The sequence below is a fragment of the Burkholderia sp. WTPI3 genome, from assembly GCF_021483755.1.
Lineage (GTDB): Bacteria > Pseudomonadota > Gammaproteobacteria > Burkholderiales > Burkholderiaceae > Burkholderia.
In genome coordinates this window covers 66,861-81,540 of the sequence record NZ_JAGIXF010000017.1, presented here as the reverse complement: position 1 = coordinate 81,540, position 14,680 = coordinate 66,861, and the positions used below count along the sequence as shown (strand labels likewise).

Here is a 14,680-nt window from a genome sequence, read left to right as displayed (position 1 = left end):
ACGATGAGCAAGAGCAAAACCAGCAAGACCAGCCAAGCCGCAGCGACGTTCAGCAGCAGCGACCACTACACGGCGAAAACCGGCCGCCGCACGGCAGGCCGCGAGGGCTGGGCGTACAGCGGCACGCTGTACCGCAACGGCGCGACGATCGCCACGTTCGCCGATTACGGCGACGGCGGGGAAATGCGCGTGGACTGGATCAACGCTGCCGAAAAGGCGGCGCTGCAGGCGTGGTACGTCGCCGTGGTACCGGACGGTGGCACGTACTACGAGGACGGCCTGGCGATCGAGTCGATCGTAATGCGCTCGGACCACGAGGCCCGTGTGCGCAAGGCCATGCTCAAGAAGGTCGTCTGGTGCGTGCCCGGCGACCTCCGCAACGGCGGTAAAAGCACGTTCTACACGACGAAGCCCGCGGCCGGATGCGACGTGGCATCGACGGCTCAACGGGTGCAGCAGCAACATCCCGAGGCGATGGTGTTGAACCTTCTGCCGTTCGATGCGGGATTTGCGCTTTACGTGACGCTGGCCGCCGACTAAGCGTTCAGCGCTCGAAACTTGACGCTCGACTCGACCCGCAGCAGAAGTACCCGCAACACCACACACGCGACACGCCGGGAGGCAAGCCCGGCAAATGCCCGGTTCGTCGGGGCCGTTCGTCCAGCCGGACGAGCGTTCCACCATCGACAACCGGAGAAGCACGTGAGCAAGCATTTCAGCAGCGACAAAGACTTCAACGCGGCCATCGCCCATCTTGTGCGGGAGCGCGGCTGGACGTATCAGACGCCAGGCAAGAGCAAACACGCGAAGGTCATAGCACCGAACGGCCGCAAGATGACCGTGCCATTTTCGCCCGGCGACTGGCGAGCAGTTCGCAACTTCCGCCGAGACGCCGAGCACCTAGCCGCGTTGCCCGCGACCAAGGCCAAGCGGGCTTGACCGGGAGCAGGGCGCCGCAGCGTAGCCGGGCCATGCCCGGCTTTTTTTGCGGCCCGGCATCGCCACGTCGCCAGCAACGGGCGCAAGCGGATCGGCCGGCGCGGAACGCGCCCAGTTTTTTGGGTTCGCGGAGCGGGCCGGTCGCACGTGCCCGATGCGCTGAAAAACGCACGGCGGAGACCTCGAAAAACGCTCAAAACGGCTCGATCCGGCCGAACCCGGCTCAAGGTATGGACAACGCCCCGGAAACCTATGCTGGGCAAGGCTTCCAGCCTGTCCATACCTGAAGAAACGGCCCAAGGCAGTACGGAAGCGAGCGGGCGGAAAGCCTTGCTGGGCAAGGCTTTCCGGGAAACGGCGAATGCTGTCCATACCTGAAGAGGCGATTTTCAGGGGTGGACACCGCAAAGCCTTACTGGGTAAGGGTTTGCGGGCTGTCCATACCTAGAGCGCCCAAAAGGCAAAAACTTCTGTACGAACAACATGCGCAGCACCGTACCAGCACCGAACAACATGCACCGTACGACTTTCACACCCGATTCATCCTTCAGGTATGGACAAAATCCGGCAAATCCTTACCCAGTAAGGCTTTCAGCCTGTCCATACCTTGTCCATACCTTGAGCCAGAGTTTTGCGGAAATCCCTTCAAAGCCTTGCCCAGCAAGGCTTTCGGCCTGTCCATACCTTTGTCCAGACCTACGGTCTGGCCGATCGCAGGTCTGGACACGTGCCTCGACGCTCCGCGAACCCCAAACCTGGGCGCGTTCCGCGCCGGCCGATCCGCTTGCGCCCGTTGCTGGCGACGTGGTTTGGCCGCTGCGGCGGCTTCTGCGTCGGGCACGCCGTCGTGTTTAGCAGGCATTTGACAAGCCGGCGGTACCTGCTTTAATGGGGTACGCAGTCGGCGCAGTTCATCGCGCCCAACGTTCGACCCAGTGGCTTGCTGCGGCAAGCCTTGACCGACGCCTCGGCCTCAAAAGCCGGGGCGTTTTTCGTTTACCCGCCGGAGGACCAACCCATGAGCACGCCGCAAACCAAGGCCCCTAAAGTTCCCAAGGACATCATGCTGGGGCTCCGCATGAACAGCGCGCTGCGCGACAACTTCAATGCGGCCGTCGCCGCAAACGGCCTGGATGCTCCAGACGTTTTGCGGTCGTTCATGCGCTCCTACGTGGCAAACCCGAAGCGTTTTCGCATCGGGATGTTCGAGGACGTGGGCGAGGAAAGCATCGCCGCCTGAAAAAGGAAAACCGCGCCGGCAAGCGCGGTTTGAAGAGAAGAACGCCGCACCCGCTAAAGCACCACGTTCAGTCCCAGCGTAACGAGACTGAACGGCCCCGTCAATATAGGAGTCGATCATGTCGTCCGTTCCGAAAAACCGTCCTCGCCCCGCACTTCCCGAGAGCGTGGTCGCACGCATCAGCGACACCACCGTGGTGCCCTTCAAGGTTGCCAAGGACGCGGCGATCGCAGCGGCGAACCCGGACTCGGCCAACGATGGCAGCAGCAAAGGCAAGGGTCGCTCCAAAGGCAAGGGCCGCGCCAAGGCCGAGCCGCGCGAGGGCGACGACGCCACGCCGGAGATGCGATTCACGGACGACCAGATGCCGGACCGCTGGTTGTGCGTCGGCGGGACGGACGACGAGGTGTTCTACCGCTACAACAAGGTGTACTGGGCCGTGATGCCCGACGCGGTGATGGTCGAGCGGGCCAAGGACTGGTTGCGCCACAACGACCCGAAGCATTACAGCAACGAGAAGGCGGAGAAGATGGTGAACGCGCTGCGCGCCACGATGGCGTTGCCGCAGAACGGCCACTCGCTCACCGAGGCCACCGGCGACTTCGTGAACTACCTGGACAAAGACCCGGACGCCGACGAGGCGCCGGCCACCGAGAAAAAGGCCGGCCCGGTCATGATCCAGACCGACAACAGCGTGCTGCAGATGGACGCCGCGGGCAACATCACAGTGCACAAGCCCAGCCCCGAGTTCAAGACCCGGTCGGCGGTGCAGATCAAGATGCCGAAGGCGCTGGTGCAATCGGGCGGTACGTTCGAGCCGCCGCCCTTGCCGGACGATTGCCTCTGGCAAAGTTTCCTCGACAAGGCCATTCCCGACCGCGAGACGCAAGCGTACTTTCAGGACGGGATGGGCGCCACGCTCGTCACCAACCGCAACTTCCAGCGCATCTACTACCTGTACGGCGACGGCGGGAACGGTAAATCCACGGCCCAAGCGGTGCTGGCGTCGTTCCACCACAAGGCCGTGCCGTTCCGGTTCGCCGACTTCAAGCACAACTTCAAGCCGGCCGCGCTGATTGGGGCCACGCTCGTGACCATCAACGAGGCCACGGAGTGCGACCCGGACTTGCTGAAAGAGTGGGCGTCGCGCGACCCGCAACTGGTGGACCTGAAGTACGGGAAGCCCAAGCGCTTCGTGCCGTCCTGCTCCATCGTCGTGAGCCTGAACCGGCCGCTGCAAGGTACCGACCACACCGACGGCTTCGAGCGCCGGGGCTACCCGATCCCGTTCACGGGCCGGTTCGACAACAAGGACGTGGTGCTCGATTTCGAGAGCCTGATCCTGAACAACCCGGCCGAGCGGTTCCACGTGTTTTCCTGGTTGCTCGCCGGTGCCCAGCGCGTCGTACGTCGCGGTCGCCTGCTCACGCCGGCCGAGGCGCCCGAGGCCGTCAAGGCCCTGATGCACAACATCAAGAAGACCAACGACCCGGTGTACGAATGGTTCTGCGAGGCGGAGATGGTGGCGGCGGAGAAGGGCGTCTTGACGAGCAAGAACGCCGTCTATCAGGAATACGTGCGCGCCAGTTCGGCCGCAGGCAACAAGCACCCGGCCAAGGAGCAAGCGTTCTGGGCGCGAGTCCGCAAGTTGTTCGAGGCCAAGCACGGCGTGCCGATCGGTCCCGACGAGCGCTTGCGCGTGAACGGCCTGCGCACGTTGTGCGCGCCCGTCGTGGTCGATGGCGTGAAGCCGGAACGGGGTTCCCCGATCGCACCGCCACCGCGTCAACCGTCCGCACCGGTGCAGTTCGTGCAGCCCACGACCGAGCAGCAGCGCGAGTACGACACGTTCAGCGACGTGCTCGCCGACGTGATCGCAAAGGCCAAGGGGTAACGATGGGCAATGCTCTGCAGTGCTCACCACGCCTCAAAAAAATGTTTAACAGGTGCTTGACATATCCCCGGTACCTGCTTGAATGGGTACACCAGCGCAACGCAGCACACCGCGCTTTCCTCGTTCGAGCCCGTGACCCCACGGGCTCTTTTCGTTTACGGAGTCCACCATGCCCGCCCTCACCGACGACTACCTCGACACCATCACCGATTGGAAGGAACTCGGAACCTTCACCAGGAGCGACGCCGAACTCGCCGCCCGCAACCTTCATGAACGGATGGCTCTTGCGGTCGCTTTGCGTTGGCAGAAACGCAAAGCCTTGGACGAGATCAAGCGCATTCGCCAGCACATCAAGGTGATGGAATCCTGGCACGCGCAGGTCGAGGCGGTGCGCCAAGCCTGCGGCGATCACGAGTACCGCCCCGGCCGCACCTAACGCCTCACGCTCCACCGTTCTCCCAGCGCCCGCCTCACGTGCGGGTTTTTGGGTACCAGCGCCATCCCGACGCTGCCCACCGGAGAACACCACCATGACCTTCGACGCCTTCGACACCGCTCTCGACCAGACGATCGGCTTTTCCGACACGGACGACTACGCCACCACGACGCCCAGCGTCGCCGCCGTGGCGCACCGGTCCGTTTTCCGCGTCCACAACCGGCCCAGCCAGCACATCCGTTTCCTGGACCAAGTGGTGCGTCAATACCAAGTCCTGCCCGACCTCGCCACGCTGCGCGTTCACGCGGGCCAATGGCTCGCCAACGACGAACCGAGCCTCACCGGCGCCGCCTTTGAGGCGAAGACCACGACGCTCGCGGTCTACGGCCATAGTTTCGGAAAGACGTACCACGGGTTCACGCACGACGCGCCGTTCTGATCGTCCCAAGCGTCAACTCCGCCCTCGTGCCCGCCGCAAGGCGGGTATCGAGGTACCAGCGCCGCCCCGGCGCTCACCGCGGAGAACACCATCATGGCTTTCCAACCTCGCAACATCGGAACCCACCACCCGCACGAGCCCGTCGTGCTCCCGCCGGCCCCGCCGTCGCTGATCGTGCCGGACAAGCACGAGGACATTTTCCGACTCGACGAGCCCGCACGCTTGCCCGACGACAAGCGCCGGCCCGCGCAACCCGTCGAGTCCGACGCGCGGCGCAACCGCATCGAGCGCACCGCGCGCAAGGCCCGGGTCGCCCGCTGGATCGACAACGCCAGCCCGCGCTACGTGCCCGGCGCGATGACGAGCGGCAAGGGCTTGTTCGCCGAGTTTCGCCGCACCACGCCGTGCACCCACGAGGACGAGGCCGTGTCCATGCCCGAGTTCATGGCGACGTTGCGCGTCGCGCTGGGCCGCAACCTGGCGGTGCCCGGCCGTCCGGGCTACATCACGGTGGTCGCCGACGACGCAGCCATCGCCGCGCGCGTTCGTCACGAAAAGCACGTGCTCCGCGCGGTCGCCGACGACGCCATGACCGCGGCCGAGGTCGAGCCCGCACCCGCACGCCGACGCGCACGGCTGTAGCCGCCGAACGGGATCAACGTTGACCCAGCGCCCGCCTCACGTGCGGGTCGCGCCGGTACCGGGAGCCGCGTCGGTTCCCTTCACCGGAGAAATACCATGAAAGCCTTCTTGCAACACCCGCTCGTTCAAAAAGCCTTGCCTTCGGCCCGCACGGTCGCCATGTTTGCGGCGTTTGCGCTCATCGGCGCTTACGTGCTGGCCCGGCTCCACGTCGTGCTCGACGCCGACACCGTGCTGCACTGGTGGCAGCACGTGCTTGGCGTGCGTGTCCCGCCGCAGGCGACGGGTTCGCTCTTGAACATCTTGATCATCGCGAGCCACGCATCGGCCTGGTGGCTCGTGGTCACGGCGGACGAGTTCGTGGGTCTCCTCGCGGCGTCGGGCGCCTTGTGCGTGCTGTTCGCCATCCTGTACCCGCTGAACGCGGTGCTGAAACGCATCGCGCCGGAGAACCCGGCGCAACGGCTCTAACGCCGCAGGCGTCACCGGCGCCAGCGGAGTGACCAAGGGCGGCGATAGCCGCCCGTTTTTGCGCGTGCGCTCACGCGAAACCCACCGGCAAAAAGCGGCCACTCCGCCCGCGCAGCCTTCGGCCTAGAGGCGGGCCGATTCCCTGGGAGAGCGAACGACAAAGGGCCGGTCAACATCGACCGACCCTTTGCGACCGGGAGTACAGCGCATCGACGGACACCACAGCCGCCGATGGACCACCGTAACACGCGTACGGTGAAACGCAACACCCTGAACGGCCGCGCGGTGCTCCCGCGGCGTTTCGTGCTCGCCGTCGTTTCCGTTGAATGCTGCCCGGTCCCGCCAAACCGCCGACGCATAAGCCAGGCCGATCGCTGATGCAAGCAAGGGTTCGTTTCACCCCTCGATCACCCGGTCCCTACGGGCTGCGGCTTCACTCGGTCCCTGGCTTGCGCGGTCGGCCCGGCCTCTCATGCGCGCATGGCGAAACCGGGAAGCAAGACCCAACGGAAAAGGAGCGACGGACCATGAGCACGACCCACCAGCACCTCGCGCACGGCAACGGCCAAACCAACGGCTGGCTCTCCGAAAAGCAAGTTGTGAACGTCCAAAACGTCCACGTCCACGGCGTGCGAGAAGCGGACGGCGAATGCGTCGTCGATGACCTCAACCCGCAGTTTTTCACCGTCTATCGGCGCGATGCGGACGGCACGAGCGAGGCCCTCGAGGACTTCACGACCCACGCGGCGGCGATGCGCCATGCGCGAGCCGTGGCCGGTGGCCTGCGCGTCGTCGATTACGTCGAAAACATCTACCCGCAGTGAGCGAACAAACAAACAAACGAACACACATCAGGACGAACACACCATGACCACCACGACCTACCTCTCATGCGCTGAAACGGCAAAACTCGTGCGCGCAGCGCTCAAAGAAGCGTTCCCCGGCGTGAAGTTCGGCGTTCGATCGTCAACGTACAGCATGGGCGCGAGCATCAGCGTGCGGTGGATCGACGGCCCCAACACGAAGCAGGTGGACGCGGTGGTGAGCGTTTTCGAGGGTTCGTACTTCGACGGCAGCATTGATTACAAAGGCAGCGTGCACCACATGACCACGACGCCGGACGGGTTCCAGCGCGTGAGCATGGGCGCCGACAGCGTGCACACCAGCCGCGAGTATTCCGACCAGGCCATCACCCGGGCGTGCGAGGCGGTGTACCGCCGGTTCCGCGGCAACTTCGACGCCGACGGCCTCGAATGCCCGACCGTCGAGCAGTACCGCACCGGCGCGCTCTGGCGGTCTCGCCTCACCGGCCTGCACGGCTGGAACAACCGGAACATCCAGGACGAGGTGAACGAAGCGCTGTACAAGCATTCGTTCGTGCTGGCCGTCCGCAAGAGCGCCACCGCCGGCCGGTACTTCGTGACGCACGACGACGGGTACAGCGTCATGTGCGGCAGCGGCCACAGCGTCGCGCCGCGCGATTGATCGTCCATCGGGGCGCATCGCGCCCCTTTACCACCACCGCGCAAAACTTTGCAGGCGCGGCCAACGCAGGAGTAAACTAGCCCCATGAACGCCATTCTTTCCCCGATCGAGTCCGAGTTCACCACGGCTGAAGAAGCCGAAGCGTACGACCGCTGGCTTCGCGCCGAAGTCCAGGCGTCGCTCGACGATCCGGCCCCAAATGTCCCGCACGACAAGGTGATGGGCGACGTGCGCGCCCTGCTGGCCGAGCGAAAAGCCGGTCGCAAGAATGCTGCCCGTTGAGTGGCGGCCCCGGGCACGGTTCAAGTTACTCAAAATCCTCACAGACATCGCCGAACTGAACCCGTTCGCGGCCGATGACCTTGCGAGCGACATCGAGCAGGCGACCTCGAACCTGCCCGCGCACCCTTACCTGTACCGCTTGGGCCGCGTCGCCGGAACCCGTGAAATCGTGGTGCACCCGAACTACATCATCATCTACCGGGTTCAGCCCACGTTCATCGAAGTCGTGAACGTGGTGCACGCCCGGCAGCAATACCCGTGATTTGATGCGTGATTTGTGTGTTTGTTTGTATGTAACAAACAAACACACCAACAGAAAAGCCCCTGAAACAGGGGCTTTTTTGCGTTGTGCGACCGGCTCCGCTCACTTGTCGGCGTTCCCGACGTGCAGCGCTTTGCCCTCGGCCAGCAACTGATCGAGCATAGCATCGGCCAGGGCCACCAGCACGACCGTCGCCGGCCCGCTGGTGTACTTGTCCAGTTTGTCGCGCAGCGCGTGCGGGATTCGCACTTGCGTCGCCGCGGCATCGCGCCCGCCGATCGTGGCCTTGCACATCACCACCTTGTCGCCGCTGGCGCGCTCGACGGTGCGCAGGTTGAAGTACGGCCGTTCCGTCGGTTCCGCGGCGGGTGAAAACGCCACGTCTGCGACGCCGGCCGCGGCGGCCATGAGGTTCTGTTCGGGCTTTTTGGCCGCCAGTCGGGCCAGCGAGTTCATGCCAGTTTCCATCATCGTCTCCATCGTCAAAGGGGAAGGGGGTTAGGCCGCAGCCAGGTCGAGCAGTGAGTCAACCGCCCGATCGAGTTCGGCCCGGGCTTCTTTCAAGCCACGGATGCCGCTGCCGTCGGCGTAGATCGACAGGCCCCGTGCCACGGTGGCCTGGTAGGCCGCCTTGCGACGCTTGACGTAGGGCTTGCCCACGAAGCCGGCGAGGAACGCCACATCGCTCGCGTGGCTCGTTTCCACGCGATTGGGCAGAAGCATGACCTTGCGGCCTTTGGCGCGCAGTTCCGCCTCACCCTTCACGGCGGACACGGCATCGAAGAACGAGGGAAGGACCGGCATGAGCGTGATTTGACCTTTCAGCGCCGAGGCGTCCAACATGCCGGGCGCGTGATCGTAAATCACGATGTCGAAGCGGTCCGCGTTTGCATCGGTGGCGGCCACGTCGAACGGCACCGTATGGCCGCATTGCTTCGCTTGCGCGGCCCACGTACGCCCGCTTTGCTGCGCGTCCAGATCGACCAGCAGCACACGAGGGCGCGAGGTTTCGAGGGCCAGGCGTGCCGCCAGGTTGATCGAAAGCGTCGATTTTCCGACGCCGCCCTTGGGGCTCCAAACGGAACATGAAAACATCATAGTCTGTACTCCTCTAGATCGTGGTGGGTGGAGATACGTTTGTTGGTGTGTTTGTTTGATACAAACAAACTTCTCGTACATCCGAACACGTGTCAACGGGTACGGTTCGAGTACCGTACCTAAAGCCGCGCGCCGGTGCCGGTCGGCACCGGAACGTCCTGCAAACAAACACACAAACGCACCACCACGGCCGCACCACGGCGCGGCCCTGCTGCCGGTTCCCGCGCAGATGCCTGGTCGCATCGTCCCGCCCGTTGTGCGCTCAAAGCCGCCGTTTTCCGACGCATAAGCCAGACCGTCCGAGCCGCGGCAAGGGCGCGCGTTGCTTTCGCCGTGCACCCGGTCACGCTGCGCGCGCTGCGGCTTTCGTCGAACCCTGGCCGGGCCGGCCGGCATGGCGTTGTCATGCGTCACGGCAGGCTCCGAAGCGCACAACGAACGAGGAACGAGGGCAAGCGATGACCAGGCTCCAGCAACCCGCAGCAGCAAAGCAAGTCGCGCCGTTCCCCGCGCCCCACGGCACCACCCAAGCGCAGCACGTAGCAACTACTTGAGTTTTTCGCAGAACCTGGTGTACTACAGGTACCGCGTTGGTGCCAACGGCACCGCACACTGAACGGAGAGAACGATGGCACGCATCGAAGGTCGTTTGAAAATGCTCGGCGAGGGTCGCGTGGATCAATACGGCTGGACGATTCGCACGGTCGCAGAGATCGGCGATCAAGAAATCCACAACCTGCGCGTGTCGCCGCGGTTGAGCAACTACTTGAACGTCGGCGAGCCCGTTGCGCTGGGCGTGCAGCGCATCTTGGGCTCCACCACGGTGTACGCCGTCGCCAGCCCAGACGGGCGCGTGCGCCACGGCGCGATCGGCGGCCTGCTGTTCCTGCTGATGTTGTACGTCCTCGCGGGCCTGTTCTGCTGGCACGAAATCACGAACCACGGATCGGCCCTCTACGGCGCAGCGCTCGCCGTGATCGGTTGGATGGCCTTGGGTCCGCTCAACGCAATCCGGTTGTGCGTTGCGTTTGACCCGATGAAAACCTGATCGACGGCACCACGTCCTAACGTCCCACCAAGGCGGCTCCGGCCGCCTTTTTTGCGTCCATCGCCGAAGGCTCACCGGCGGCAGCGACCGGCCGGCGCGCGAGCGCCCGGGCCTGCACGGGCCTCGTACCCCGTACATGCCTGGGAACCCAAACTATTTTTTCCGTACACCCCGTTCTGCGCTTGACCCGCGCGTGGCTCGAGTTAGCCTGGTGTTGGTGCCAACTGCTCAACCGGCACCACCCGCTCTTTAACAACTCGCCCGAGGCCATTCCATGCGCCGACTTTTCAAGACCCTCGCCGGGCCGCTCGCCCTGTTTGCGTTGCTGTTCAGCGGCAACGCGCACGCAGCGGACCTTTTCACCCCGCCTAGCACGGATTGGGTGATGGTCCACGTCATGCCACTGCTCGGCGCCGGTTCGGACGCGTCGGCCAGCCCATTCAGCCCACTTTTCGCCGTGTTGAACGGCGCGTTGATGTTTCTCGGCGGCCTGCTCGCAGCGTACGTGACGATCACCGGGACTGCAGCCACGGCCCACGACGGCGAAATGCTGGGAAAAGCGTGGAGTTCGATGTGGGTACCGATCCGCACAGCGATCGGCTTCGCGGGCATCTTGCCGGTGAAGGGCGGGTTTTGCCTAATCCAGTTGATTGTGCTTTGGCTCGCGACAAACGGCATCGGCCTCGCCGATACGGTCTGGAGTACGTACCTGTCGAACTGGACGCAGCAGACCGCGACCTACACGAGCCCGGTGCTCGACGTGAAGGCGCGATCGCTGTTTGAGTCGCTGGTGTTGAGCAACGTGTGCTACGAGAGCGTGCGCGGCACGTACGCCAGCGCACCCGCGGACGATCAAGCCACGATCGCCGCATTGAACAACGGCCAGGACATTTCGTCGGCGGTGGGCGCGACCTGGTTCAGCAACCTCGACGCCAACGGTGCGGGAACGGTCGGCTACAACTTCGGCCGGACCGGCGACGGTTCGACGTACGCCGCGTGCGGCACCGTGACCGCCACGCTCAAGGGCACCACGGCCAACGCGGTGAACGCCAGCACCGACGCGGCCGGGCTGCAGACCGCTACGGCTTGGCTCAACGCGGCGCCTGCCACGGGCGCGATCGAGTCGGCGCACGTCGATGCGCTGAAAACCATGCAGGTCGCTGCAGACAACCTCGCTAAGCAGATGGTGGGCACCGCGGGCAACGGCGCGCTCCCGCCGGCCACGGTCAACGCGGCGATCGACGCCGCTGTAAAAGCCTACGAGGCCACGGTGTCCGCGAAGGCCAACGCGGCGTTCACCGCGGCGATGGGCAGCGGTAACCTGGCCGTTAACTTGTCCGCCGACGGGTTTGTGGTCTCGGGCGCCGAGTGGACGGCGCTGGCTCGCGCTAAGTCGGACGTGAACGCGTCGGTCTCGAACGTGCCGACGGCGGTGGACGGGATGACCGCCGGCAAGGTGGGCTGGCTGGGCATTTTCGACAACCAGACCGACTCGGACGTGAAGCACGCGAAGGCACTTCTCGACGCGGCGGACACGCAGGCCGCAGCCAAGTCCGGCGGTGGCGGTGGTGACGATAAGTTCTCGAAGATCGTCAACGTGTTCGCGGGACACGGATTCACGCTCACCACGGACCCAAACGAAGACCCGATGATGCGCGCGTACGACGTAGGGCAAGGGCTGTTCACCGCCGTGCAAGACGCTGGCACCGCTGCTGCGACGCTGATGGGGCTGGCCGCCGTCCCGGCCGCCGGCCAGATTGTGGTCGCCTTGGCCTCGCTGGTCGGGGGCCTGTTCACGCTCATCGCGTCGCTCTTTCTCGCGCCCGCGTTCGTGCTCTGCTTCGTGCTGCCTATGATGCCGTTCTTCGCCGTCGCCCTCGCGGCCTTCGGCTGGCTCGTCATGCTGTTCGAGTCGCTGGTCGCGGCGCCCTTGTGGATGGTCTCGTTCCTCTCGCCGAACCACGGCTCCGACGGCATCGGCTCGCAAAAGCAAGGCTTGATGATGATCTTGAGCCTGTCCCTTCGCCCGGCCTTGATGACCATCGGTGTGTGTGCGGCTTACGTCCTGATGGGGCCGATCGGGTTGTTCGCCAACACGATGTTCAGCGTGGCCTGGGGCGCGACGAGCGGCGGTGGCGGCGGCTTGTTCGAACTGATGCGCATGGTCGCGGGCGCGATCCTGTTCATGGCGTTTCTGGTCTATTGCGTGCGGCACTGCCTGAAGTTGATCACGTCGGTGCCGGACAACGTTCTCGACTGGCTGGGCGGTGGGCATGGGGCCGTGCTGGGCGGCCACGTCGAGGACATGAACCGCGGTACTGGCGCAGCCAGTTCGGCCGGGGCCGCGGCGGCAGGCGCGGCGCTCGGATCGGCCGCCACGGGTGCGGCGAAGGGCGCGGGCGCCTTGCGCGACAAACGCGCTGGCGCGAAGAAGGCGCGCGAGCGCGAAGTTGGCGAGGGCCGTGAGCGGGGCGGCGGGGCTTCCGTCACGGAACCTGGCAAGCGCACGCCGGCGGGTGGCGGTCGCGGCGACCTGCCCGCGGAGCCTACGACGCTGAAGGACGCGAAAGCCGCGGCCGGTGGCGGTAAGTCGAACGGTACCGGCCAGACGGGCGGAACGACCGACACGACCGACACGACGGGCTCGACCGGCACGGGCGCGAGCCGGACGGATGGTACGACCGGCGCGAAGCCCGAAACGGGCGATACGGCGCAAGGCAAGGGCCTGGCTCAATCGCTCGACGCGGCGCGGCAACGCATGAGCGAAGCGCGTGATCGCCTGGTCGATCCGGGGGCGCGCGAAGCCGAGGCTGAAAAGCCGGAGGCCGGCGGTGCACCGACCGCCGAGAAGGGCGCCAGCAGCAACACGACCCCGCGGTAACGGGCCGAAGGCGGATCGACCAAGGGGCGCGCAAGCGCCCCATTCTTTTTGCATGGGTGCGCGTACAACCATCGAAAGCGCCCATGCCAAAACCTTCAAAACCGGGCGCGTTCCGCGCTGGCGATCCGCTACCGCCCACCCTCAAAAAAACACGGTTTTTCTGGGGAAAACGGCCGTTTTCGGGCCGCCAAGCCCTTGCTAAAGCCGGTGCTCGAGTTAGCCTGGTGTTGGTGCCAACGCTCAACAACTACCGGAGACCAGCGATGCACGACCTCGACCACCACCTCACCGAGCGCACGGCGAACCGCGCTTACCTGATGCAGACCGCCGTCGCGCACATCGGCGCCATCGCGTTCATCGCCAACCTCACGCTTGGCGTTCTCGAAACCCTCGACGGGCACTGGTCCGGTTTGCTGGGCCGCCTGGGCGTCGCAGCGTTCACCGGCGCGGTGTGGTTCAGCGGTTCGTTCCGCGCGAATCTCATGCGTCAACGTGCGACCGAGGGCCGACCGCTCGAACTGCTGCGCCGCCCAAGCGACTGGCTTCCGAACCCGTTCGGCTTCACGCGCTCCGTGCTCGGCAACGCCGACGTGCAACTGCTCCCCCCGAGCAGCACCAAGTAAGCGAGGTCCGCCATGCGTATCCCATCGCTTCCCAGCATCGCCGACCTGATCAAGCACGTCCGACTCGGCCTCTTCATCGTCATGGCGTCGATCGGTGCGTGGCAAGTCGCCGACGCGCTGCGCGGTCCGGCCGACCAGGCGCCGGGCCACCTGATCGTCGCCGCGGTGAGCATCGGCGTGGCGGCACGGTTCTACCTCGCCAAACGCTCGCAGTTCAACCTCGCCGCCGCCGCGATCGAGCGCACGGCCGCCCGCAACCGCAACACCCCGTGAGTCCCGTCATGCAGACCAGCCATCGCAAAGTCAAAACGGGAAGCAAGCGCCCGACGCGGCCGTGGGTGTCGGAGCGGAACAAGCAGGTCCGCGCGCACATCATCGCGCAACGCAAAGCCCGAACCCTCACGCCCGGCCTGCGCGACATGCTCGCCGCTTGGGACGCGGCGCAAGCCGACGCGAAAGCGCACCTTGAGGCCCAACAACGGGCGTACCGCGACCCGGCCCGCACGTTGAGCCTCACCGCCGACGATGAACCGTCGAGCCCGTCGCCCGCCTGGCAGGCCACGCTCGACGGCCTCGCGCCCACGGAGGTATGACATGCAAGCCCGCTTCCTTTTCGCCGTCGCCGCCGTGCTCGCGTGCAACCTGGCCCACGCCAGCACGCTCACGCTCGACGAGACGATGACCGCCCGCCGCGCGCTCGACAGCGTGCAAACGCTGGAGGCCCGCACGGCCCAGCAACCCGACGTGCGCGCCTGGCTCCTCGATCAAATCAGTACGGCCCGCGCGTCGCTGGAAACCGTGCAGCGCACCGACGCCAAGCAACGCTTGCTCGACGTGGCGATCCGCGCCCGCGTGGCGGCGATGCTGCTGAACAACCCGACGCTGGGCGTCGCGGCCGGTACGGTCGAGCAACTGGCCCAGCACCTTTGATGGAGTCCGC

At 65.4% G+C, this 14,680-nt stretch carries 21 protein-coding genes; 18 read left to right on the top strand and 3 right to left on the bottom strand.

Going from position 1 to position 14,680, the window contains the following annotated elements; translation table 11 throughout:
• The first annotated feature begins 3 nt into the window (after positions 1-3).
• On the top strand, positions 4-540 hold the full coding sequence (locus J7024_RS11935) for a hypothetical protein (RefSeq protein WP_234745087.1): 537 nt from the start codon (positions 4-6) through the stop codon (positions 538-540).
• 162 nt (positions 541-702) lie between these two features.
• Complete coding sequence (locus tag J7024_RS11930) at positions 703-939, top strand: hypothetical protein (RefSeq protein WP_234745086.1); 237 nt, start codon at positions 703-705, stop codon at positions 937-939.
• A gap of 547 nt (positions 940-1,486) precedes the next feature.
• Here J7024_RS11930 and J7024_RS37155 read toward each other — a convergent pair.
• Positions 1,487-1,621 (bottom strand): hypothetical protein, encoded by a 135-nt coding sequence (locus J7024_RS37155; RefSeq protein ID WP_268838278.1) that lies wholly within the window; start codon positions 1,619-1,621, stop codon positions 1,487-1,489.
• Positions 1,622-1,957: 336 nt separating this feature from the next.
• On the opposite strand from J7024_RS37155, the gene J7024_RS11925 reads away from it, so the two are divergent.
• The 10 genes from J7024_RS11925 (at position 1,958) to J7024_RS11880 (ending at position 8,090) form a co-directional block, all read left to right on the top strand.
• Positions 1,958-2,179 carry a hypothetical protein gene (locus tag J7024_RS11925; RefSeq protein WP_112170036.1) on the top strand — a complete coding sequence of 74 codons (222 nt, stop codon included), beginning with the start codon at positions 1,958-1,960 and terminating at the stop codon, positions 2,177-2,179.
• 118 nt (positions 2,180-2,297) lie between these two features.
• Complete coding sequence (locus J7024_RS11920; RefSeq protein WP_234745085.1) at positions 2,298-4,073, top strand: DUF5906 domain-containing protein; 1,776 nt, start codon at positions 2,298-2,300, stop codon at positions 4,071-4,073.
• Positions 4,074-4,242: 169 nt separating this feature from the next.
• Positions 4,243-4,509, top strand: a complete 267-nt coding sequence (locus tag J7024_RS11915; RefSeq protein WP_234745084.1) for a hypothetical protein — start codon at positions 4,243-4,245, stop codon at positions 4,507-4,509.
• A 94-nt stretch (positions 4,510-4,603) separates the two neighbouring features.
• Positions 4,604-4,948 (top strand): hypothetical protein, encoded by a 345-nt coding sequence (locus J7024_RS11910; protein WP_167046623.1) that lies wholly within the window; start codon positions 4,604-4,606, stop codon positions 4,946-4,948.
• Between the two features lie 144 nt (positions 4,949-5,092).
• Positions 5,093-5,590, top strand: coding sequence for a hypothetical protein (locus J7024_RS11905; protein WP_234745083.1), 498 nt, complete (start codon positions 5,093-5,095; stop codon positions 5,588-5,590).
• Positions 5,591-5,686: 96 nt separating this feature from the next.
• Positions 5,687-6,061 carry a hypothetical protein gene (locus tag J7024_RS11900; RefSeq protein ID WP_234745082.1) on the top strand — a complete coding sequence of 125 codons (375 nt, stop codon included), beginning with the start codon at positions 5,687-5,689 and terminating at the stop codon, positions 6,059-6,061.
• Positions 6,062-6,588: 527 nt separating this feature from the next.
• On the top strand, positions 6,589-6,885 hold the full coding sequence (locus J7024_RS11895) for a hypothetical protein (protein WP_234745081.1): 297 nt from the start codon (positions 6,589-6,591) through the stop codon (positions 6,883-6,885).
• A 43-nt stretch (positions 6,886-6,928) separates the two neighbouring features.
• On the top strand, positions 6,929-7,546 hold the full coding sequence (locus J7024_RS11890; protein ID WP_234745080.1) for an LPD29 domain-containing protein: 618 nt from the start codon (positions 6,929-6,931) through the stop codon (positions 7,544-7,546).
• Positions 7,547-7,630: 84 nt separating this feature from the next.
• The gene (relB, locus tag J7024_RS11885; RefSeq protein ID WP_234745079.1) at positions 7,631-7,828 is read left to right on the top strand and encodes a type II toxin-antitoxin system RelB family antitoxin; all 198 of its coding nucleotides are present in this window, start codon (positions 7,631-7,633) and stop codon (positions 7,826-7,828) included.
• Entirely contained in the window at positions 7,815-8,090 is a 276-nt protein-coding gene (locus J7024_RS11880) for a type II toxin-antitoxin system RelE/ParE family toxin (RefSeq protein ID WP_234745078.1), read from the top strand. Before relB ends, J7024_RS11880 begins: the two co-directional genes overlap by 14 nt.
• A gap of 102 nt (positions 8,091-8,192) precedes the next feature.
• Here J7024_RS11880 and J7024_RS11875 read toward each other — a convergent pair whose 3' ends face one another.
• Positions 8,193-8,546, bottom strand: coding sequence for a hypothetical protein (locus J7024_RS11875; RefSeq protein WP_234745077.1), 354 nt, complete (start codon positions 8,544-8,546; stop codon positions 8,193-8,195).
• Positions 8,547-8,588: 42 nt separating this feature from the next.
• Positions 8,589-9,602, bottom strand: coding sequence for an AAA family ATPase (locus tag J7024_RS37310; RefSeq protein WP_234745076.1), 1,014 nt, complete (start codon positions 9,600-9,602; stop codon positions 8,589-8,591).
• 214 nt (positions 9,603-9,816) lie between these two features.
• On the opposite strand from J7024_RS37310, the gene J7024_RS11865 reads away from it, so the two are divergent.
• The 6 genes from J7024_RS11865 to J7024_RS11840 all read left to right on the top strand — a co-directional run bounded on the left by J7024_RS11865 (position 9,817) and on the right by J7024_RS11840 (position 14,670).
• Positions 9,817-10,236 carry a hypothetical protein gene (locus J7024_RS11865; protein ID WP_234745075.1) on the top strand — a complete coding sequence of 140 codons (420 nt, stop codon included), beginning with the start codon at positions 9,817-9,819 and terminating at the stop codon, positions 10,234-10,236.
• A gap of 274 nt (positions 10,237-10,510) precedes the next feature.
• Positions 10,511-13,117: a DotA/TraY family protein gene (locus J7024_RS11860; protein ID WP_234745074.1), complete on the top strand. Its 2,607-nt coding sequence runs from the start codon at positions 10,511-10,513 to the stop codon at positions 13,115-13,117.
• A 263-nt stretch (positions 13,118-13,380) separates the two neighbouring features.
• A complete protein-coding gene (locus J7024_RS11855; protein ID WP_234745073.1) occupies positions 13,381-13,740 on the top strand; it encodes a hypothetical protein in 360 nt (119 codons plus the stop codon).
• Positions 13,741-13,752: 12 nt separating this feature from the next.
• Entirely contained in the window at positions 13,753-14,013 is a 261-nt protein-coding gene (locus J7024_RS11850; protein ID WP_234745072.1) for a hypothetical protein, read from the top strand.
• A gap of 8 nt (positions 14,014-14,021) precedes the next feature.
• Positions 14,022-14,333 (top strand): hypothetical protein, encoded by a 312-nt coding sequence (locus J7024_RS11845; protein ID WP_234745071.1) that lies wholly within the window; start codon positions 14,022-14,024, stop codon positions 14,331-14,333.
• Between the two features lies 1 nt (position 14,334).
• On the top strand, positions 14,335-14,670 hold the full coding sequence (locus tag J7024_RS11840) for a hypothetical protein (protein WP_234745070.1): 336 nt from the start codon (positions 14,335-14,337) through the stop codon (positions 14,668-14,670).
• The last annotated feature ends 10 nt before the right edge of the window (positions 14,671-14,680 follow it).